We start from the raw sequence: 18,164 nt of genomic DNA on the forward strand, positions 1-18,164 counted from the left end.
GCGGGGGTCGATGTGCAACCTACGTTGATCCCCGCCACCCACCATCGTGGGCGCACCGCAACCCGGTTCGCCCAGCCGGCATCGCCGGCGTCTCACAAGTAAGGAGAAATGTTATGGCAACCAAGACCTACGAAGAGCGTCTCGCTGACATGAAGGCCGCTCGCGAGGAGCGCGGCGACAAGGACGGCCTGTACCACGCGAACATCAACGTGCTCGAGGAGTCCACCCTGAAGGACGCCATGGAGCACCCCGAGAAGTACCCGAACCTGACCGTTCGCGTCTCCGGCTACGCCGTGAACTTCGTCAAGCTCACCCGTGAGCAGCAGCTGGACGTTCTGTCCCGCACCTTCCACCACTCGGCCTGATCGGTCGAATGTAGTGGGGCGTCGGGCGTACGCACGACGCCCCACTACTCTGTATGCCGCTGTCGGCCAATCCCACCGACCTACCCCGGCCTCGTTCCTGCGTGAACACCGCGCCCCATCCCCTCGAAGAAGGAAACATGACGCAGCTCCTCGCTATTCCGACTTTTCGCGAGCAGGACTTCCAAGCCCCCCAGTCCCGCACCGTCGGTGCGGGTGTTGAGGGCCTTGAGGAGATCACGGACCTGGAGCGTTCCGAACGCCTGCGACGCATGCGCGAGGGCACGCTCGGTTCGATCCATTCATGGGAACTTGTCACAGCCGTTGACGGTCCCGGAACGCGCATGACCGTGTTCCTGAACGGCTGCCCGCTGCGCTGTCTGTACTGTCACAACCCCGATACGTTCCTCATGAAGGACGGCGCACCCGTGTCCGATACGGAACTGCTGTCCCGTATTGCGCGCTACCGCCGCATTTTCCGCACAACGAAGGGCGGAATCACGCTTTCGGGCGGTGAAGTTCTCATGCAGCCCCATTTCGCCAAACGCATCCTCCTGGGTGCTAAGGAGATGGGTGTGCACACATGCATTGACACCTCCGGTTACCTGGGCGCAAACTGCGATGACGAGATGCTTGATGCCATCGACCTCGTGCTCTTGGACGTGAAGAGCGGCGACCCAGAGACGTACAAGAAGACAACGGGCCGCGATCTGGCTCCCACGATCACCTTCGGCGACCGCATCGCGGCACGCGGCGGTGACACCCGTATCTGGATCCGTTTTGTCTTGGTTCCGGGTCTGACGGACGATCCTGACAACATCCGCAAGGTTGGCGAAATCGTCAGCCGCTGGAAGAACGTCATCGACCGTATTGAGGTTCTGCCTTTCCATCAGCTCGGCAAAGACAAATGGCATTCGCTCGGCCTGGAGTACCAGCTCGAGGACGCGAAGGCCCCGACACCCGCAGCGACGGAGGACGTGCGCAACTACTTCCGTTCGCTGGGCTTCGAGGTCCACTGACCTCCGCGTACATACAAGGACCCTGGGAGGGGTGGGCTAGGCTCGCTCCCCCGGGGTCCACGTGCATCCGGGGATGCCCCAGCCTCGTTCGGCCACGTGTGCGCGCGAGGACTCACGGTAGGGCGTATCGAGGCGGTCGACGTAGAGGGTTCCGCGCAGGTGGTCGTACTCGTGTTGGAAGATGCGAGCGAGCCATCCGCGGGCGGCGACCCGGACAACGTTCCCGTCGGCGTCGTAGCCGCGTAGGATCGCTCCGAGCGCGCGGCGTAGCGGGTACTGGACACCGGGGACGGAGAGGCATCCTTCGGACTCATTCGTCATGTCGGGCTGCGTGGGTAGAATCGCGCCGACGCCATCGTTATCCCAGACGAGTTCGAGCGTCGGGTTGACGACGACGCCGCTCATTGCGGAGTTGTAGCCGCGGGCTGCTCCGTCGTCGAGTCCCAGGATGTCCTTGTAGCGCCGATCAAAGGCACCGCCGCCGCGATAAGACCAGACGAAAAGCTGGAGTCCGACGCCCACCTGTGGGGCGGCCAGCCCCACGCCGGGGGCTGCGTGCATCGTCTCGATCATGTCGGTCACCAGGTCGCGCAGGGTGGAGTCGAAGGATTCGACGGGGTCCGCGACCCGGTGGAGGACCGGATCGCCCGTGATGTAGATTGGCAGCACGCTCATGCCCGCTCCCCCGTTTCCCCGCGGCTTATGACGCCAACGCTGGCGGCTTCGATGGCGCGCGGCACGCTCGGGTCGAGTGCCTTGATGACGCAGGCGGGGTTTCCGACGGCGACGGAGTTCGGGGGAATCGAGCGCGTGACGACCGCGCCCGCGCCGATAATCGAGTTTTCGCCGATGGTCACGCCGGGGCAGACGACGACGGAGCCGCCCAGCCACACGTTGTCCTCGAGGGTAATGGGCGCGGAGGATTCCCACTTGGCGCGACGAGGCCCGGGCTCGGTCGGGTGGATCGCCGTGTAGAGGGAGCAGTTCGGTCCGATGAGAACGTCAGCACCGATCACGATAGGAGCAACATCAAGGGCGGTGAGCCCAAAGTTGACCCAGGAGCCGTCCCCCATGGTGATATTGTAGCCGTAATCGACGCGCAGGGGCGGGCGAATATCAACATTCTCCCCCACCTGTCCGAGGACCTGGGAGAGCAGGTAGCGAGCGATGTCTGGGTCGCTCGGGTGAGCCTGCTCGTAGAGGCCAAGAAGACGAACGGCCCGCCTCGTGAGCGCCGAGAGTTCATCGTCCGCAACGTAGTAGTCGCCGTCGCGCATGCGTCGGGCGGGTGTGCGCCCATCGTCGTGGAATCGGGGGTCGTCGAAATTGGTTCCCGGGGAGATGGTCATGCGACCAGGGTAGTCGAGGCCCTCTCCAGTCGCGGCGCACGGCGCGCGTCCAAGTGGCCCAGAAGTGCGTGCAGCTGGGAAATGTCGGCTGCGGGGTCCTCGGGGTGCCACTGCACGCCGATAATGGGGGCATCGATCGACTCGATGGCCTCGATCGTTCCGTCGGGAGCGTAAGCGCTGACTTGAAGGCCTTCGGCGAGGCGTGCGACGCGCTGGTGGTGCGCCGACGAAATGATCAGCTCCGAGTTGGTCAGGACGGGAGTCAGGGCACGCTCAAGGTTGCTGTCGGTCTCGACGCGCACGCTGTGGCGAATGAAGCGGTGGTCGGAGAGGATGGTGGGGTTCGTGTGGGTGCCGTCCGCACCGTCGATATGCTGTTCGAGGGTGCCGCCGAACGCGGTGTTGATGATCTGCATACCGCGGCAGATGCCCAGCAGCGGCGTGCCGGTACGGGCGGCGTAGTCGACGAGAGCGAGCTGTCCCTGGTCGGCGCGGTACCAGTGGCGACCCTCACGCTTGTAGCCCTGCGAGCCGCCGTAGTTGAGCGGATGGACGTCCTCGCCGCCCATGATGATGATCGCGTCGGCGGCCTGTGCACGCAGCGCTGCCCCCTCGGCTCCGTCCTCCTGCGCGTACTCGCGAATGACGTTCCAGGTCGGCAGAGCTGCCTGGAGAAGACGATCCCACAGGCGCATGCAGATGTTGTTGTATGCCTCGTCCCCCGGTCGTGCCGGCAGGACGTTGGAAATCAACAACGTCGGCTTCGTGTGGTTCGTCATGGTCTCTATCATGGCAGGAGACGGGTCCGCGCGCGCGGTGCGTTCACAAAATGGCGTTTTGTGACAGCGCGCGTCCACGTCGTACGGCACTGCGAAAAGTGCGCGTTTCTCGCGTGAAATCAACGGACGAGGCCGGGGCAGGACACGCGATCACGTGTCCATACCCCGGCCTCGTTCCACGAAACGAACGCTCAGGCGAGCGCGCCCATCGGATCCCACGCGGGCAGGTGCAGGGGTTCCTCCGTGATGACGGCGCGCAGATCGGCGGGCAGGTCGTCCACGTGCACGGCCACCTCAAAGACGTTGGCGTCGAACCAGGCGGCGTCCATCGTGAAGAAGCCCTTGTCGCCGTGGTCCTCTCCCCAGGAGTTCTCCACGCGGAAGCGGCGGCCCTCCCCGGCCTCGTCAATGTCGACGCCGGTGAAGAGCATCGCGTGGTTCATCGCGGACTCGCCGGTGTTGACACGCTGTTCCTTGGAGGTGGAGAAGTCCACGCCGAACAGGTTGTCGAAGTCGTAGAGACCCTCGACGAACAGGCCGGAGGCACGATCAGACTGCTGGCTGCAGTCGGCGCCGAACCAGACGGCGCGGCCCGAGGCGAGGATGGAAGCCGTGATCTGACGGATCTGCTCGACGGGGGTGTTCACGTACAGGATCGGGCGACCGCCGACGACATTGCCCATGTGGTCGACAGTCAGGGTGTGGCCCTTGGGGTGCTCAGCGCGCGGGTCGTCGACGAGGCACACGTACTGGGTGAGGTCCACGTCCACGTAGCGGGAGTAGAACTCACGCGGGGTAAGGACGCCGTCACGGTGGAACTCGCCCGAATCGTCACGCCACTCCCACTCGAAGGAGGCCGGGGGTTCGCCCAGGCAGATAACGAGGATGCGCCACACGTCGGCCAGCGCGGCTTCCTTGACCTCGTTGATCTCTTCCTCGGAGGCTCCGTCTGCGACGAGGGCACGAAGCTCCAGGGCGGTGCGGCGCAGGACGACCTTCAGGCGGTTGTTCATCGGGGCGGTGTGGCCCGAGGATTCGGTCTCGGGCATCGCGGTCTTGGGGACGAGGCCGTGCTTGAGGTACAGGGACACTGCCATGTCCCACTGGCCGCCGTCGGAGAGAACGTCGCCGAGGAGGAACTGCAGGAGTCGGCCGTCGAGTTCTTCAGTCTTGGCGGTGGCGATGATGTCGGTCAGGAAGAAGTTGGCGCGCTCGAACTTGTCCCAGAAGAGGACGTAGTTCTGTGAGAACTCGAAGTCCTTGAGGCCCAGATGCGTGCGGGTTGTCGAGCGCAGGAGGTTCAGGGAGGAGAAGAGCCAGCAGCGGCCGGACTTCTTTTGGGAGGTGACCTTCCAGTCGTCCACCTTGTGGGAGACGACGGTGGGGGTGGCGACGACCTTCGCGCGGTCGAAGGCGACGGATTCGACGCCGGCGTGGGAAACGGCGTTGCGCGCCACCGTGCGAGCGCTGTCCGAGTATGCCTGAAGGCGGTCAATCAGCTCGTCGGTGATCTCGTGAGCCATAAGTCTGGGCATCCTTTCTATCGAGAGTCATTCTCTATAAGGATACGCCTGGCACGTGATGCGAACGACTCGACTCCGTTTAGAATGAGTGTGTTTCATGTTCAGTGAACGCACAGGAGCATTCATGGTTACGGTAGGCGCATCGGGGCGCGAAGTGGTTCTGAGGGCCGGGGACTATCGGGCGCGGATCGTCACGGTCGGCGCGGGCCTGGCCGGCTTGACGTATCGGGGCCACGAGCTGATCATTCCCCACAGCGTGGACGAGTGTCCCCCCGCTTACCTGGGCAAGGTGCTCATGCCCTGGCCGAATCGCGTCGCCGGAGGCACCTATTCGTGGGAGGGAGTCTCCTACGACCTGCCCGTCGACGAGCACGCTTTCGGCACATCCCTGCACGGTTTTGTGGCCTTCCAAGAGTGGGAAATCGCCGAGGCCGACGCCTCCTCGGTGCTCCTACGCACTCTCATCCCAGCGCGCTACTCCTACCCGTGGACGCTCGTTGCGTCCGCGCGCTACAGCCTGGATCCGGAGCTCGGCCTCGCCGTCGAACTGTCGGCGACGAACATCGGCGAGGGCATCGCCCCCTACGGCGTCGGATTCCATCCCTACCTGGCTGTCGACGGTGTGCAGGTGGACGATCTGGAGCTTGAGAATCCCGCGTCGATTATCTACGAGGCCGACGCCTCCATGATCCCGGTCGCCCCCCACGACGTCGCGTCCTTCGGCCTGGACTTCCGTTCCCCCGCCCTCATCGGCACTTCCCTACTGGACCACGCGTTCGGGGGTCTGCCGGAGGGCACCTGGACCGTCACGCTGCGCGACCCCGCCTCCGGCGTGGGCGTATCGCTGTCCTCGGATGCTCCCTGGCTGCAAGTCTACTCGGCGGACAACATCGACCGCGTGGGCGTTGCCGTCGAGCCGATGAGCTGCCCGCCCAACGCCTTCAACTCGGGCACGGACATCATCGCCCTGGCGCGTGGCGACAGCTACACGCTGCGCGCACGCATCGCGGGCACCGTCACCGCCTAGTAGGCTCCGGCGGCGGCGCGAATCAGCGTCAGGGCAACTGCGCCGGCCGTGGAGGAACGCAGGACATTGGCCCCCAGGCCGACTGTTCGAGCTCCGGCGTCCACCAGCTGAGCGGTCTCCTCCGGACCGATTCCTCCCTCGGGGCCGACAATCAGGGCGACGCGCGCGGGCAGGGACCCATCCGTAGCATCTCCCTGCACCCGTGCAAGGGCAGCTCCCAGGGACTGCGTGGCCTCCTCGTGACAGACGAAGGCCACCCCGGCCTCGTCCGTGAGGGCACGCACCCAGGAGGCCAGCTCCCGGCTGTCTGCCACCGCGTCAACGACGGGCACGTACGCGCGGCGAGACTGCTTAGCGGCCGCCCGCGCGACGCCCTCCCATTTGGCACGGCCCTTCTCGGCTTTCGGTCCCTTCCACTGGACGATTGCGCGCTGCGAGGCCCACGGGATGACCCGATCAATACCGATCTCGGTGCAGATTTCCACGGCGGCCTCGTCCCGCCCGCCCTTGGCAAGGGCTTGGACGAGGATGATCTCTGGGAGCGGGGCATCTTCCTGAACAATCTCACGCACCACGAGAGACAACGAAGACTTGTCGGCACTCGCGACCTCACAGATCAGTCGCAGCCCGCGCCCGTCGACGACGTCCACCCACTCCCCTGCACCGATGCGGCGCACGGAAGCGGCGTGACGACCCTCGCTACCTCCGAGCGTCGCGCGCTCCCCCACCGCCAGCGACGAGGGAACGCAGGAGAGGTCCTCAGCGAGAAAAACGGGCCGTGTCATCGCGCATCAGCCCATAAAAGTGTCGCGCAGCTTGTCGAAGAACGTCGGCTGCTGGCGGTAGGGTTCCACGCGGACCTCACCGCGCACCTTCGCAAGTTTTTCCAGCAGTTCGCGCGACTGATCGTCAAGCTTCTTGGGGATTTCGATGTCCACATGCACGTGCATGGCACCACGGCCCGAGCGCTGCAGGTGGCCGACTCCCAGACCCTCCAAGACGATATCGTCGTTGGGCTGCGTCCCCGGGTCGATCGTAACGTTCTTCTTCCCATCCAGGGTGTCGAGCTCGAACTCGGTACCCAGGGCGGCAGTCGTCATCGGGATCGTGATCCACGTGTGCAGGTCGTCTCCGCGGCGATCAAACACGGGGTGCTTCTTTTCGCGGATGGACAGGTACAGGTCTCCGTTGGGGCCGCCGCCCGTACCGACCTCGGCCTCGCCGCTCACGCGGATCTGGGTACCCTCGCTGGCACCGGCCGGAATGTTGATGCTCAGAGTGCGGCGCGTCGGAACACGACCCGCGCCGTTGCACTCGGTGCAGGGACTGGGGATCGTCGTGCCGAAACCCTGACACGTGGGACAGGGGGCCTGGGTCTGCATGCGGCCAAACAGGGAGTTCTGGATCTGCGTGACGAAGCCGGATCCCTGGCACATCGTGCAGGTCTCGGGAGAAGTACCCGGCTGGCACATCGAGCCGTGGCAGGTGTCGCACAGAACGTGCGTCTTGAAGGACACTTCCTTTGCTGCACCGAACGCGGCGTCCTCGAGGGTGATGTCCACACTCACCTGCTGGTCCTTGCCTCGGCGCACGCGCGAGGCCGGGCCGCGTGAGGAGGCACCGAATCCGCTGGCGAACACAGCCTCGAAGATGTCGGAGAAACCGGTGAAGGGCGCACCCGCGCCAGCTCCACCACCGCGCAGGGCGTCGGGGCCGCCGATGTCGTACATCTGGCGCTTCTCAGGGTCCGAGAGCGTTTCGTAGGCGACCGACAGCTCCTTGAAGGCTTCCTCCGAGTCCGCACCCGCGTAGTCCGGGTGGAGCTTACGCGCGAGCTTGCGGTACGCCTTCTTGATCTCGTCCTGGCTGGCGTCTCGGGAGACGCCGAGGACCTCGTAATAGTCTCTCACGCTTCCTGTTCCTTCCCGCGGGGGCGTTTATTCATCGTCTGATCGGTCATGGATTGCATGGTCAGTTGGTGTTCTCCTGGGCCAGGTACCTGGACAGGTAGGCGGCGACGGCTCGCACGGAACTCATGGTGCGCGCGTAGTCCATCCGCATGGGACCGACGATTCCCAGGTGCGCGCTTCCTCCGTTCTCGTCCGCCCCGGCACGGTAGGTTCCCGTGACCACGGCGGCCTCAGCCAGGGCATCATGGGGGTTTTCCGCGCCGATGCTCACGTGCAGGTCTTCGCCGGGGTCGGCCTCGGAAAAGAGACGCATGAGGACAACCTGCTCTTCGAGGGCGTCCAGGACGGGGGCAATATCGCGGAAATCCAGTGCTCCGCGCGCTAGGTTAGCGGCACCAGCAACGACGATCTTCGCCTCACTGGCTCCGGAGAGCACGTCGGTGAGTGCCACGCCAACCGCATCAACCGCGCCGCGCAGCTCAGGCCGACACGAGGCCGTGGCCGCCTCCGCGCACGAGCGCACAGTTTGTGAGGTGGCGGCTTCACAGTGAACCCGCAGGTGGTCACGCACCTGGACAACTTGGGCATCGTCAAGGGGGGTATCGAGAGTGAGGGTCCGCTCCCCCACCTCTCCATCGGTCGTGATCACGACAGTGAGGACGCGACCCGGCGCGATGCCGAGAACCTCGAGGTGCTTCAGGATGCGCACGCGCGAACCCGGGTATTGCACGAGGGCCACCTGATGAGTGACCTGCGCGAGCAGTCGAACGGAGCGTTCCACGACGTCGTCGATGTCGACGGACTCGGAGAGAAACGTTTCCAGGGCCTGGCGTTCCGGGGCACTCATGGGCTTGAGCTGGGCGAGGCGGTCAACGAAAACGCGGTAGCCGCGGTCGGTCGGGACTCGGCCCGCGGACGTGTGCGGCTGATAGATGAGTCCGGCTTCCTCCAGGACCGCCATGTCGTTGCGGATCGTCGCGGATGAGACACCCAGGCCTCCCGCAGCGATGGCCTTTGAGCCGACAGGTTCGCGAGTGGCCACGTACTGGGTGACGATGGCTCGCAGGACGTCAAGCCTGCGATTTTGCGCGCTATTGCGTGCCATCTCACTCCCTTCGCCCTGGCACTCTCTTTTTCTGAGTGCCAATGCTACTCCCCGCGCCCAAGCCGAGGCGACCCGTGCGCTGCCGGATATGTGCGCTCATTGCGAACCTCACGGCCACGGCCCGCCTCACTGCGCCCAGGGCACCGTCACGAAGTCGATGAGTTCTTCGACGCGCCCCAGCAGCGCGGGTTCTAGGTCGCGATACGTGCGCACGGTGGAGAGGATTCTCTTCCAGCCCATGGCGATGTCACGCTGGTCGGCGTGCGGCCAACCGAGGGCGTCAAGGGTCCCATGCTTGATATCGATACCACGTGGAACGTCAGGCCAGCGCTCAAGGCCGACGCGAGCGGGTTTCACGGCCTGCCAGATGTCAACGAAGGGGTGTCCGAGGACGAGAACCGCGCCCGGCCACCTGCGCGAGACGGCCTCGGCGATACGCGATTCCTTCGAGCCTGGAACCATGTGGTCAACGAGGATGCCCGCGCGCGCTGTGTCCGTGGGGCCGAAGACCTCCAGGACTGCCTCGAGGTTGTCGACGCCCTCGAGGAGCTGGACCGCAATGCCTGCCTCTGCCAGGTCCTCTCCCCACACATGCTGCACGAGTTCGGCATCATGGCGTCCCTCCACCCAGATACGCGAACGCTTGGCAACCTTGGGGCCGCTCGATGTAGGGGCGAACGAACCGGAGTTCGTGATACGCCGCCCCGTCGCACTGACCTGCACAGTCGACGAGGCCTTGGCGGCCTTGGGTCGTGGAGGCAGCGCCTCGATGGGACGCCCCTCCAGCCAAAAGCCGGGACCCAGCGGGAAGGACCGACGCACTCCGCGCCGATCCTCGAGTTCGACGAGGTGAACACCGCCGGACTTTTCAACGCGCGTGACAGCTCCCACCCAGCCGGAGGACACGTCCTCAAGGACCATGCCGATCTCGACGTGTACGGCCACCGAACGCGGGCGACGGGCACCGGGACCGTCTCGATGCGGGTCGTGGGCGAAGATATCACGCCCGTAGGGATCTGCTGTGCTCACCCGGGATACTCTAAGCGGCCTCAGCCGAACGCCTGGAGCGCCACGCGGACGAACAGTGCTACCAGCGCAGCCAGAATCCAAGAGGAGATCGAGCCAATCAGGAACTCCTCAGCCTTTTCACCCGTGGAATCCTGCGAGATCTCAGGGAATCGAATGACGCCCTTAGCCGCGACGACCGCGCCGATAGCGACGTCCGCACCGGCACCCACCAGGACGATGACGAGCAGGCGTTCAAGGGGGCCAATCCAGCGTCCTCCGCGCAAGGCAGGCCCCTCTTCTTCAGCTATTGCCACGTCAGCATCACCATCCGACGGGGAACTGGAGGTCGACGAGGCTTCCTCATCCCCAGCTTGAGGATCGTCACCCTGCGGATCTGCCGCCTTGCTTTCCCCGTCAGATTGCTCTGCGTCGGCGGGCAAGGGAGGAAGGACGGGAGCGTTAATCCACCCTGGGACAGGGTCCGTCGATCGCCCTCGGGCGCACATGAGGATCGCGGTGATGAGATGGTTAGCAGGCCCCATCGCCATAAAAGTAATGGCAATGATGAGGTCAAGTGGCCGCACATCGAGCAAGGACAACGCAGGGTATTCCCCAGGTTCTACGGTTAGGAGAGCCACGAAGCCGATGGTGGCCAGTGCCCACCGCGTGAGCACGCCGCGAGCGGACCCGTCCACCAGGTCCCATCCGAACCAGACGAAGGCGAGCACAGTACCCGTCACGTTCGCAACCGTACTCACCCCAAGAACGAGCCATGAATAGAGCACGACCCCGATGATGAGCGTTACAAACAGCACGAGGCGACGCGACCACCGCCTCGGATCGGACGTCAGTAGAACTGTCAGCTCCGCGGCAGCGATGCCAAGAAGAAGAGTTTCATGCACGAGTGGCCTCCGCAATGAGGAGAGAGGACTGGATGAGCCCCGCCCCCGTGCCCCGCGCGAAGTCTGAAATGGCCTGTTGCGAGAGCTTTTCGACGCGCGCAATCTCCACCTGCGTCTTACCGAGCAGGAGCGAGGCGGTGATACGACGGTGGCGAGCAGAGAGTTTGAGGATCGCATGGTCACGCAGGCTCAGCAGCGCATTGACCACGGTCTGGCAGCTTGACGACACGTAGGTTTCCACGGAGGCATGAGCTACAAACCACGTGCGGATAAAGGGGTTGGAGGAATCCTGGACATCGTGCGCGCGATTGATAGCCGCACGCGCAGCCCACCACGCCGACCCGTCCTGGAGGGATGTTCCTTCACCCGCACGGGGACGCGCCGGTGCCTGACGATGGACTCCGGAAGAGAACTCTTCGATACGACCCGCACCAATGCCAAAACGTAACTGAAGCTGAGGAGGCAGCAGAAGCTGAGCACGCAACGTTAAGAGCAAGGCGTCTTCAAGGGAGTAGGCGACAGCCTGAAATTCGTCGCCCACCGTCGGGTAAGGGGCTTCCAGGAGACCAAGCCCCTCAGCAGCCCTCTCAAGAGCAGCTTCAAAGATTCTCTGAGCCTCTGCACGATTGGTCAACGTACGAGAGCCCACGATGTCAGCAATGACAGCGTATCGCAGAGTCACAGTCCCACACTTTTCCTTGTATACTGCTCTCTACAAGTCCCATTACGGAGACGTCTTGTAGACAGCTCGGTTTCACATGACAACTCTAGGGGACCATACTTCAACCACGATGTCAACATTATTGCGACGTAATCGGAGCTTGTCACACCCTATACAAGCACAAACTGACAAATGGTGGGTATTGGTTGACACATTTCATCTTGTATCGCACTAGGTACAAGTCAGTTAATTATTTGTCTGAACAATATTGAATGTTTACCATAAACATTAAAATCCGCATCATTGCAGCTCATCAGGATCAATATCCCATCAATTCGCGCGTCACATAGTCAGCCAACAACCGTCCACGTAGCGTCAAAACCGCACGCCCACCCAGCGCCGCGACACCGTCGATCAGCCCATCCGCGATGAGCGCGGCGACGCGACCACTCGCACACTCGTCGACGACGCTCCCAGACACGGCCTCGTCACCCCGACCAACCCCCGCAAGTCCCTCAAGCGCCACGCCTTCGGACGTACGCAACCCCAGCATGACACGTTCAAGTTCGCGCTCCTGCGCACCCAGGACCTCCCCCGCTGCCGCGGGCGAGCCACCCGCGCGCAGGCGTCCGGCATACGCTCCCGGGTTCTTGACGTTCCACCAGCGCGCACGCCCCACGTGAGAATGGGCACCCGGCCCAAAACCCCACCAGTCCCAGTCACGCCAGTACGCCAGGTTGTGCGCGGAAGCGTGTTCAAAGTGGGTCGACGGGTATCCCGATAATCGGTCAGCCTCGGTCGCGCGCGCGAAGTTGGAGATCTCGTACCAGGCGTATCCGGCCTCGGAAAGAAGCGCGTCCGCCAGCTCGTACTTGGCGGCCTCATCGTCAGGGTCTGGCGTGGGCAGCTCGCCGCGCGCGACCTGCGCGCCCATCTTCGTCCCCTCCTCGACGACGAGGGCGTAGGCGCTAATGTGATCGGATTCGTAGGACAGGGCGGCACGCAAGGACGTTTCCCAGTCCGCAAGGCTCTCACCGGGCGTCCCATAGATGAGATCGACAGACGTCGACAGGCCCGCGTCCTTCGCCCACTGAACAACGAGGGGCACACGCTCGGGCATGTGAGTACGGTCCAAGGTCGCCAGGATCGCCGGCACGGCGGACTGCATGCCAAAGGACACCCGCGTGAAACCGGCGTCAGCCAATGCGTGCAGATCCTCGCGCGTCACGGTGTCTGGGTTAGCTTCGAGCGTCACCTCAGCGCCGGGTGCAATCACGATGCGCTCACGCAGGCCCGCCAGAATGTCGATCAGCTCGGTCGCATCCAGCATCGTCGGTGTACCACCGCCGAAAAACACCGTCTGCGCGCGGCGCGCAGGCAGGCCAGCCTCCTCCATGACACGCACCGCCAGATCCGCCTCAGCCAGGACAGACGGCGCATAGTCGCCTATCTGCGCGCCCGGCCCGAAACCCACCGTGTACGTATTGAAATCACAGTACCCGCAGCGCACGCGACAAAAAGGCACGTGCACGTACAGGGACAACGGGCGACCACAATCAGCCTCGACGAGGCCGGGGTCAAGCGCTCCGTCAGCTGGCCACCGCGTTCCGTCGGGCTGGGCGGGACTCATGAATGTCCGTCAACCACGAGGGCGGCGAACGCCGACGATGTCATGAGCGTGGCGGCCCGCATCGATGCCTCGCGTCTCAAAGTGCGTGACGACGCGACCTTCGAAACGCGGCGCAAATCCGCCACGCTCCGGCTGCGGATCCTCCGGGTCCGGACGCTCGCCCACATGCGGGTTCTCAAATAGTTCGCAGGCCTCAATGACGTCGCGCATCTGCCAGGCATAGTCATCCCAGTCGGTGGCCAGACGCCACACTCCGCCATCGCGCAGGAGACGTCCGATCTCGAGCGCGAAGTTGTCGGAGACCAGGCGACGCTTGCGGTGCCGGGCCTTGCGCCACGGGTCCGGGAAGAAGGTCCAGACCTCGTCGAGGGATGCGTCCCCAAGCATGATCGGGAGCGCCTGGGCGGCATCGGCCTCGATGACGCGGATGTTGTCCACGTCGGCCTCGACAGCCTTAGAGATCAGTTTCGCGATGCCGGGAACCCACACCTCGAGGGCCAGGAAGTTGCGCTCAGGGTGGGCGGCGGCCGCCGCGACGATCTGCTCGCCCGTGCCTGAGCCAATCTCAAGCGTCACGGGAGCGCTGCGTCCAAACAGCTCGGCCAGATCGAGCGTAAAATCCTGCGCGACCGTCGTGTATCCGACGCCGCGACGCGGCTCGACCACGTAGCGGTGCGCATGCGCCTCCCACGTGCGCGCCAGGTTCGACGGCAGCTCGCGAGTACGCCGCGTGAAAGACTTCGTGCGGCTCATGAACACCGTGCCCTCTGGAGCCTCGCCCGGACGTCGGCCCGCGGCCTGCTCACCTCGAGCGCAGGCCTCCACGGCCTCGTTCACCTGATTCGCGCTCACTTCTTACCCGTCGGGACGTCGGAGGTCAGGGCAGCAATGAAGGCCTCCTGCGGCACGTCGACGCGGCCGATGGACTTCATGCGCTTCTTACCTTCCTTCTGCTTCTCGAGCAGCTTGCGCTTACGGCTAATGTCGCCGCCGTAGCACTTGGCCAGCATGTCCTTACGCAGGGCCTTGATGGTCTCGCGGGCGATGACGCGCGCGCCGACCGCGGCCTGGACCGGAATCTCAAACTGCTGGCGGGGAATGAGTTCCTTCAGGCGCTTCGTCATACGCTGGCCGTAGTTGTAGGCACCGTCGCGGTGCACGATCGCGCTGAACGCGTCCACGCGGTCACCGTTAAGCAGGATGTCGACCTTGACGAGGTCAGCACTCTGCTCGCCGCTCTCCTGATAATCCAAGGAGGCGTAACCGCGCGTGCGAGACTTGAGCTGGTCGAAGAAGTCAAAGACGATCTCGGCCAGGGGCAGCTGGTAGTGCAGCTCGACACGATCCTCGCTCAGGTAATCCATCCCCCGCATCGAGCCACGCCGATCCTGGCACAGCTCCATGATCGTGCCCGTGAACTCCGTGGGAGTCAGGATCGTCGCGTTGACGACAGGCTCGCGCACCTCGGCGATCTTGCCCTCGGGGAACTCGCTCGGGTTGTCGACGCGCACTTCGGTGCCGTCTTCGGTGATGACGCGGTAGACGACGTTCGGGGCGGTCGCGATGAGGTCCAGGTTGAACTCGCGCTCAAGTCGCTCTCGGATGATCTCCAGGTGCAGCAACCCCAGGAAGCCGCAGCGGAATCCAAAGCCCAGAGCCGCCGAGGACTCCGGCTCGAAAGTAAGCGCCGCGTCGTTGAGCTGAAGGCGTTCCAGCGCGTCACGCAGATCCGGGAAGTCCGAGCCATCGACCGGGTAGATGCCGGAAAAGACCATCGGGTTCGGGTCGCGGTATCCGGCGAGGGCCTCGGTCGCGCCACGCACCTGGCTGGTAACGGTGTCGCCAACGCGGGACTGACGCACATCCTTCACGCCCGTGATCAGATAGCCCACCTCACCGGCACCAATACCCTCTTCAGGCTTCGGTTCGGGTGAGATGACGCCCAGTTCAAGAAGCTCGTGGGTGGCACCCGTCGACATCATGCGCACGCGCTGACGGGTCGAAAGCACGCCATCGACGACACGCACGTAGGTGACGACCCCACGGTACGTGTCATACACGGAGTCGAAGATCATCGCGCGCGTCGGGGCATCGGGATCACCCTCGGGAGCGGGGATTACCTCGACAATACGGTCGAGAAGTGCTTCGACGCCTTCACCGGTCTTGCCGGACACCTTGAGTACCTCATCCTCATCGCAGCCGATGAGCTGAGCAACCTCGTGCGCATACTTCTCGGGCTGGGCACCCGGCAAGTCGATCTTGTTCAGGACCGGGATAATCGCCAGGTCATTCTCGAGAGCCAGGTACAGGTTCGCGAGCGTCTGAGCCTCGATGCCCTGCGCGGCGTCGATGAGCAAGACCGCGCCCTCGCATGCCGCCAGGGAACGGGACACCTCGTAGGTGAAGTCTACGTGCCCGGGCGTGTCAATCATGTTGAGCGCGTATGGGGTGTCCTTGTACGCCCACGGCATGCGCACGGCCTGACTCTTGATCGTGATGCCACGCTCGCGCTCGATGTCCATGCGATCCAGGTACTGGTCGCGCATCTCGCGAGCCTCAACGACGCCGGTCAGCTGGAGCATGCGGTCCGCGAGCGTCGACTTCCCATGATCGATGTGGGCGATGATGCAGAAGTTACGGATCTGCGCCTGCGGGGTGTGGGACGGGCGGATCTGCGCCTGCTGCGCGGGCGTGGGGATGGGCACGTGTACCTCCGTGAAGTCGTTAACCTCTTTATCGTCCCATTGTCGCAGGCCTTTGTGCCAGTTCAGGGGCGGGAAGTCGCGCACACTCGCCCAGGCTCACACCCACGTCCGCGCGCTACTGGAAGTCCTGCGGGCTGATGCCGGCCTCGGCGAGCAGCTCCACGGCCTCAGTCATGTCGCACTCATCCCAGTCGTCGGGGTGATCAGCCTTGAGCTTGCGGGCAATCGACATCGCGGTGTCGTCGTCTCCGCGCAAGATCGCCAGGGTAAGGAGGATCGTGCGAATGCGCGCCGTGAACTCGTCTCGGTCCCCGAGGTAGCGTCGACAGTCCTCAGCCAGGACAGTCCATAGGCCTTCTCCCGCGACGCGGTCCCCGCCCATCCAGGTGTTGCGCGCAATTTCGTTGCGCAGACGCAGAACTCGCCAGTCGCCTCGGTCGGCGACATGCAGGAGGGCCTGAAGGTTGCGCTCGTACAGACGGATCGCCTCCTCGTACTGACGGTCAGCAGATAGCACTTCGGCGAGGTTGTCGCGCACCGTCAGCACCGTCATGTCCTCCTCGTCGCACAGGGGCTCCATGTCTGTCAGCAGCTCCCGGTAGACGCGCGCGGCACGAGACCACTTACCCGTATTCTTCCAAGGCATGGCCGAGTTATTACGGATCGCGAAGGCGAGCTGGGGATCCAGGGACGGGTTGTTTCTGACATCGGCCACCAGGGCAGAGAACTTGCGGGCCGACATGTCCGCGTCTCCGAGGATGGCGAGCCAGTAGGCCTCTGAGTTGCGCAGCATGAGGATGAGCGGGTGATCGCGCTCCAAGTAGCTGGTTCCCAGGTGGGCCGCGCCTGCTGCGATCACGCGGCACTTCCCGTAGTCGCCGAGGGCCGCGTGCCAGTCAATGCAGAGCTTCGCAGCCTCAAGCCTCAGCTCGATCGATGTTTCCTCGTTATCGTAGGCGTCACGCGCGTACTCGAGCGCCTGGTCGAGTCTGCCGGACGTGGCACTACGAAGAGCCGCACTCAGGGATGCTCGGGCCTCCATGTCGGGGGTGGAAGCACAGGACGAGCTCGGGCATCCAAAGGAATTGAGGGGGACAGACATTCCGTGAATCGTTGCGGTCGACATCGTTGTCACCTGTCTTTCAATGAGGGGGCTATTCCACGAACACATCCAGAGTGACACCCACCTACGCTTACTGTCACGTCCGACAATAAACCCTGTGCATAACTCGCATCCCTCGGATGCTCTGTGGATAACCACTGTTCGACCCCTCTCCCGTATGCTGGTGCCATGAATTCATTCCTCACCGGCATCGTGCGCGCACTCCTCGGCTTCCTCACCAACACGGGTTCGTCGAACACCGAGTCCACGAGTCAGGACGCAGCACCCGCTCATCCGGAGCCGCGCCACAACAACCGCCAGGAGAAGCGTTCAACGTCGCACGCTCCCACACCCACTCCCCGGCCCCAGCAGCCCCAGCCACGCGGGAACGCCCACCGCTATGAGGACCCGGCTACCTCGAACCGCCCCCACACCTCAATCCGCGAGGCCAGCATCGCCGACGCACTGGCCCACGCCTCGTACCAGCCGATCATGGACGGCGACGCCGACCCGGGCGAGGTCGTGTGGACGTGGGTGCCCTACCAGGAGGACGCTTCCGTGGGCAAAGACCGCCCCGCTGTCGTCATCGGCGCACAGGGTGAGGGCGTCTACCTCCTCCAGCTGACAAGCAAGGACCACACGCACGAAGCCGCGCAGGAGGCCGCCGCGGGGCGCTACTGGTTCGACATCGGAACGGGTGCGTGGGATTCGAAGGGACGCCCCTCCGAGGTTCGCCTCGACCGCGCGCTGTGGGTCAAGGCCACCGACGTACGTCGCGAAGGTTCGATTCTTCCCGAGGTGATGTGGCGTCGCATCGTCGACGCTCTCGAGGAGCATTACCGCACGCACGGCGAGTGACACACCACCCGGACAGCAAGCCGACCCCGCCGAAGAATGCGCGACCACTCGCCGGAACACTCACGACCTTGACGTGACCGACCTTACGAGGCCTCGGCCCATCTCGGGGCGCGACGACAAGCAACACTGCTGGTATGCTTGGTCGTTGGACTCCCGGCCTGGTCGGGCAGGGGGTCTGGTTAGGACCGTTTGCGGGTGTCCCCACGCCTAAGTCCCGGTCTTGA

18 protein-coding genes are annotated in these 18,164 nt (G+C 64.2%); 4 read left to right on the plus strand and 14 right to left on the minus strand.

Going from position 1 to position 18,164, the window contains the following annotated elements; all coding sequences use genetic code 11:
* The first annotated feature begins 80 nt into the window (after positions 1–80).
* Positions 81–365 (plus strand): autonomous glycyl radical cofactor GrcA2, encoded by a 285-nt coding sequence (grcA2, locus tag O3932_RS02540; RefSeq protein WP_371536073.1) that lies wholly within the window; start codon positions 81–83, stop codon positions 363–365.
* A gap of 137 nt (positions 366–502) precedes the next feature.
* The gene (gene pflA, locus O3932_RS02545; RefSeq protein ID WP_314736339.1) at positions 503–1,381 is read left to right on the plus strand and encodes a pyruvate formate-lyase-activating protein; all 879 of its coding nucleotides are present in this window, start codon (positions 503–505) and stop codon (positions 1,379–1,381) included.
* Between the two features lie 36 nt (positions 1,382–1,417).
* On the opposite strand, the gene O3932_RS02550 is transcribed toward pflA, so the two are convergent.
* From O3932_RS02550 to O3932_RS02565, 4 genes are all read right to left on the minus strand, one after another.
* Positions 1,418–2,056: a peptide deformylase gene (locus O3932_RS02550; protein ID WP_371535970.1), complete on the minus strand. Its 639-nt coding sequence runs from the start codon at positions 2,054–2,056 to the stop codon at positions 1,418–1,420.
* Positions 2,053–2,730, minus strand: coding sequence for a sugar O-acetyltransferase (locus O3932_RS02555; protein WP_371535972.1), 678 nt, complete (start codon positions 2,728–2,730; stop codon positions 2,053–2,055). The genes O3932_RS02550 and O3932_RS02555 overlap by 4 nt, the downstream gene beginning before the upstream one ends.
* On the minus strand, positions 2,727–3,509 hold the full coding sequence (locus O3932_RS02560; protein ID WP_371535975.1) for a gamma-glutamyl-gamma-aminobutyrate hydrolase family protein: 783 nt from the start codon (positions 3,507–3,509) through the stop codon (positions 2,727–2,729). Before O3932_RS02560 ends, O3932_RS02555 begins: the two co-directional genes overlap by 4 nt.
* A gap of 191 nt (positions 3,510–3,700) precedes the next feature.
* On the minus strand, positions 3,701–5,032 hold the full coding sequence (locus O3932_RS02565) for an aminopeptidase C (protein WP_371535977.1): 1,332 nt from the start codon (positions 5,030–5,032) through the stop codon (positions 3,701–3,703).
* 124 nt (positions 5,033–5,156) lie between these two features.
* On the opposite strand from O3932_RS02565, the gene O3932_RS02570 reads away from it, so the two are divergent.
* Positions 5,157–6,059 (plus strand): aldose-1-epimerase, encoded by a 903-nt coding sequence (locus O3932_RS02570; RefSeq protein WP_371535979.1) that lies wholly within the window; start codon positions 5,157–5,159, stop codon positions 6,057–6,059.
* On the opposite strand, the gene O3932_RS02575 is transcribed toward O3932_RS02570, so the two are convergent.
* From O3932_RS02575 to O3932_RS02620, 10 genes are all read right to left on the minus strand, one after another.
* Entirely contained in the window at positions 6,056–6,844 is a 789-nt protein-coding gene (locus O3932_RS02575) for a 16S rRNA (uracil(1498)-N(3))-methyltransferase (protein ID WP_009648030.1), read from the minus strand. The two genes, O3932_RS02570 and O3932_RS02575, sit on opposite strands and share 4 nt — an antisense overlap.
* Before the next feature lie 6 nt (positions 6,845–6,850).
* Positions 6,851–7,969, minus strand: coding sequence for a molecular chaperone DnaJ (gene dnaJ / locus O3932_RS02580; protein ID WP_009648021.1), 1,119 nt, complete (start codon positions 7,967–7,969; stop codon positions 6,851–6,853).
* 61 nt (positions 7,970–8,030) lie between these two features.
* Positions 8,031–9,074, minus strand: a complete 1,044-nt coding sequence (gene hrcA / locus O3932_RS02585) for a heat-inducible transcriptional repressor HrcA (protein WP_371535981.1) — start codon at positions 9,072–9,074, stop codon at positions 8,031–8,033.
* Positions 9,075–9,200: 126 nt separating this feature from the next.
* Positions 9,201–10,103, minus strand: a complete 903-nt coding sequence (locus tag O3932_RS02590) for a DUF3097 family protein (protein WP_009648026.1) — start codon at positions 10,101–10,103, stop codon at positions 9,201–9,203.
* A gap of 20 nt (positions 10,104–10,123) precedes the next feature.
* A complete protein-coding gene (locus O3932_RS02595) occupies positions 10,124–10,984 on the minus strand; it encodes a hypothetical protein (protein ID WP_009648038.1) in 861 nt (286 codons plus the stop codon).
* On the minus strand, positions 10,977–11,666 hold the full coding sequence (locus O3932_RS02600) for a SatD family protein (RefSeq protein WP_009648045.1): 690 nt from the start codon (positions 11,664–11,666) through the stop codon (positions 10,977–10,979). The genes O3932_RS02595 and O3932_RS02600 overlap by 8 nt, the downstream gene beginning before the upstream one ends.
* A 298-nt stretch (positions 11,667–11,964) precedes the next feature.
* Positions 11,965–13,275, minus strand: a complete 1,311-nt coding sequence (gene hemW / locus O3932_RS02605; protein WP_371535984.1) for a radical SAM family heme chaperone HemW — start codon at positions 13,273–13,275, stop codon at positions 11,965–11,967.
* A gap of 9 nt (positions 13,276–13,284) precedes the next feature.
* Entirely contained in the window at positions 13,285–14,127 is an 843-nt protein-coding gene (trmB, locus tag O3932_RS02610; protein WP_299240613.1) for a tRNA (guanosine(46)-N7)-methyltransferase TrmB, read from the minus strand.
* Complete coding sequence (gene lepA / locus O3932_RS02615) at positions 14,124–15,980, minus strand: translation elongation factor 4 (protein WP_034504809.1); 1,857 nt, start codon at positions 15,978–15,980, stop codon at positions 14,124–14,126. The genes trmB and lepA overlap by 4 nt, the downstream gene beginning before the upstream one ends.
* A gap of 115 nt (positions 15,981–16,095) precedes the next feature.
* A complete protein-coding gene (locus O3932_RS02620) occupies positions 16,096–17,115 on the minus strand; it encodes a hypothetical protein (RefSeq protein WP_371535987.1) in 1,020 nt (339 codons plus the stop codon).
* A 156-nt stretch (positions 17,116–17,271) separates the two neighbouring features.
* Here O3932_RS02620 and O3932_RS02625 point away from each other — a divergent pair, with 156 nt between their 5' ends.
* Positions 17,272–17,940, plus strand: a complete 669-nt coding sequence (locus O3932_RS02625; RefSeq protein WP_371535989.1) for a type II toxin-antitoxin system PemK/MazF family toxin — start codon at positions 17,272–17,274, stop codon at positions 17,938–17,940.
* The last annotated feature ends 224 nt before the right edge of the window (positions 17,941–18,164 follow it).

This window comes from Pauljensenia sp. 20925_1_25 (genome assembly GCF_041433955.1).
Lineage (GTDB): Bacteria > Actinomycetota > Actinomycetes > Actinomycetales > Actinomycetaceae > Pauljensenia.

Bases quoted from the DNA above. Each gene is read 5' to 3' on its own strand.
- pflA (WP_314736339.1), top strand. From the start codon at position 503: ATGACGCAGCTCCTCGCTATTCCGACTTTTCGCGAGCAGGACTTCCAA.
- O3932_RS02550 (WP_371535970.1), bottom strand. From the start codon at position 2,056: ATGAGCGTGCTGCCAATCTACATCACGGGCGATCCGGTCCTCCACCGG.
- O3932_RS02555 (WP_371535972.1), bottom strand. From the start codon at position 2,730: ATGACCATCTCCCCGGGAACCAATTTCGACGACCCCCGATTCCACGAC.
- O3932_RS02560 (WP_371535975.1), bottom strand. From the start codon at position 3,509: ATGACGAACCACACGAAGCCGACGTTGTTGATTTCCAACGTCCTGCCG.
- O3932_RS02565 (WP_371535977.1), bottom strand. From the start codon at position 5,032: ATGGCTCACGAGATCACCGACGAGCTGATTGACCGCCTTCAGGCATAC.
- O3932_RS02570 (WP_371535979.1), top strand. From the start codon at position 5,157: ATGGTTACGGTAGGCGCATCGGGGCGCGAAGTGGTTCTGAGGGCCGGG.
- O3932_RS02575 (WP_009648030.1), bottom strand. From the start codon at position 6,844: ATGACACGGCCCGTTTTTCTCGCTGAGGACCTCTCCTGCGTTCCCTCG.
- hrcA (WP_371535981.1), bottom strand. From the start codon at position 9,074: ATGGCACGCAATAGCGCGCAAAATCGCAGGCTTGACGTCCTGCGAGCC.
- hemW (WP_371535984.1), bottom strand. From the start codon at position 13,275: ATGAGTCCCGCCCAGCCCGACGGAACGCGGTGGCCAGCTGACGGAGCG.
- O3932_RS02625 (WP_371535989.1), top strand. From the start codon at position 17,272: ATGAATTCATTCCTCACCGGCATCGTGCGCGCACTCCTCGGCTTCCTC.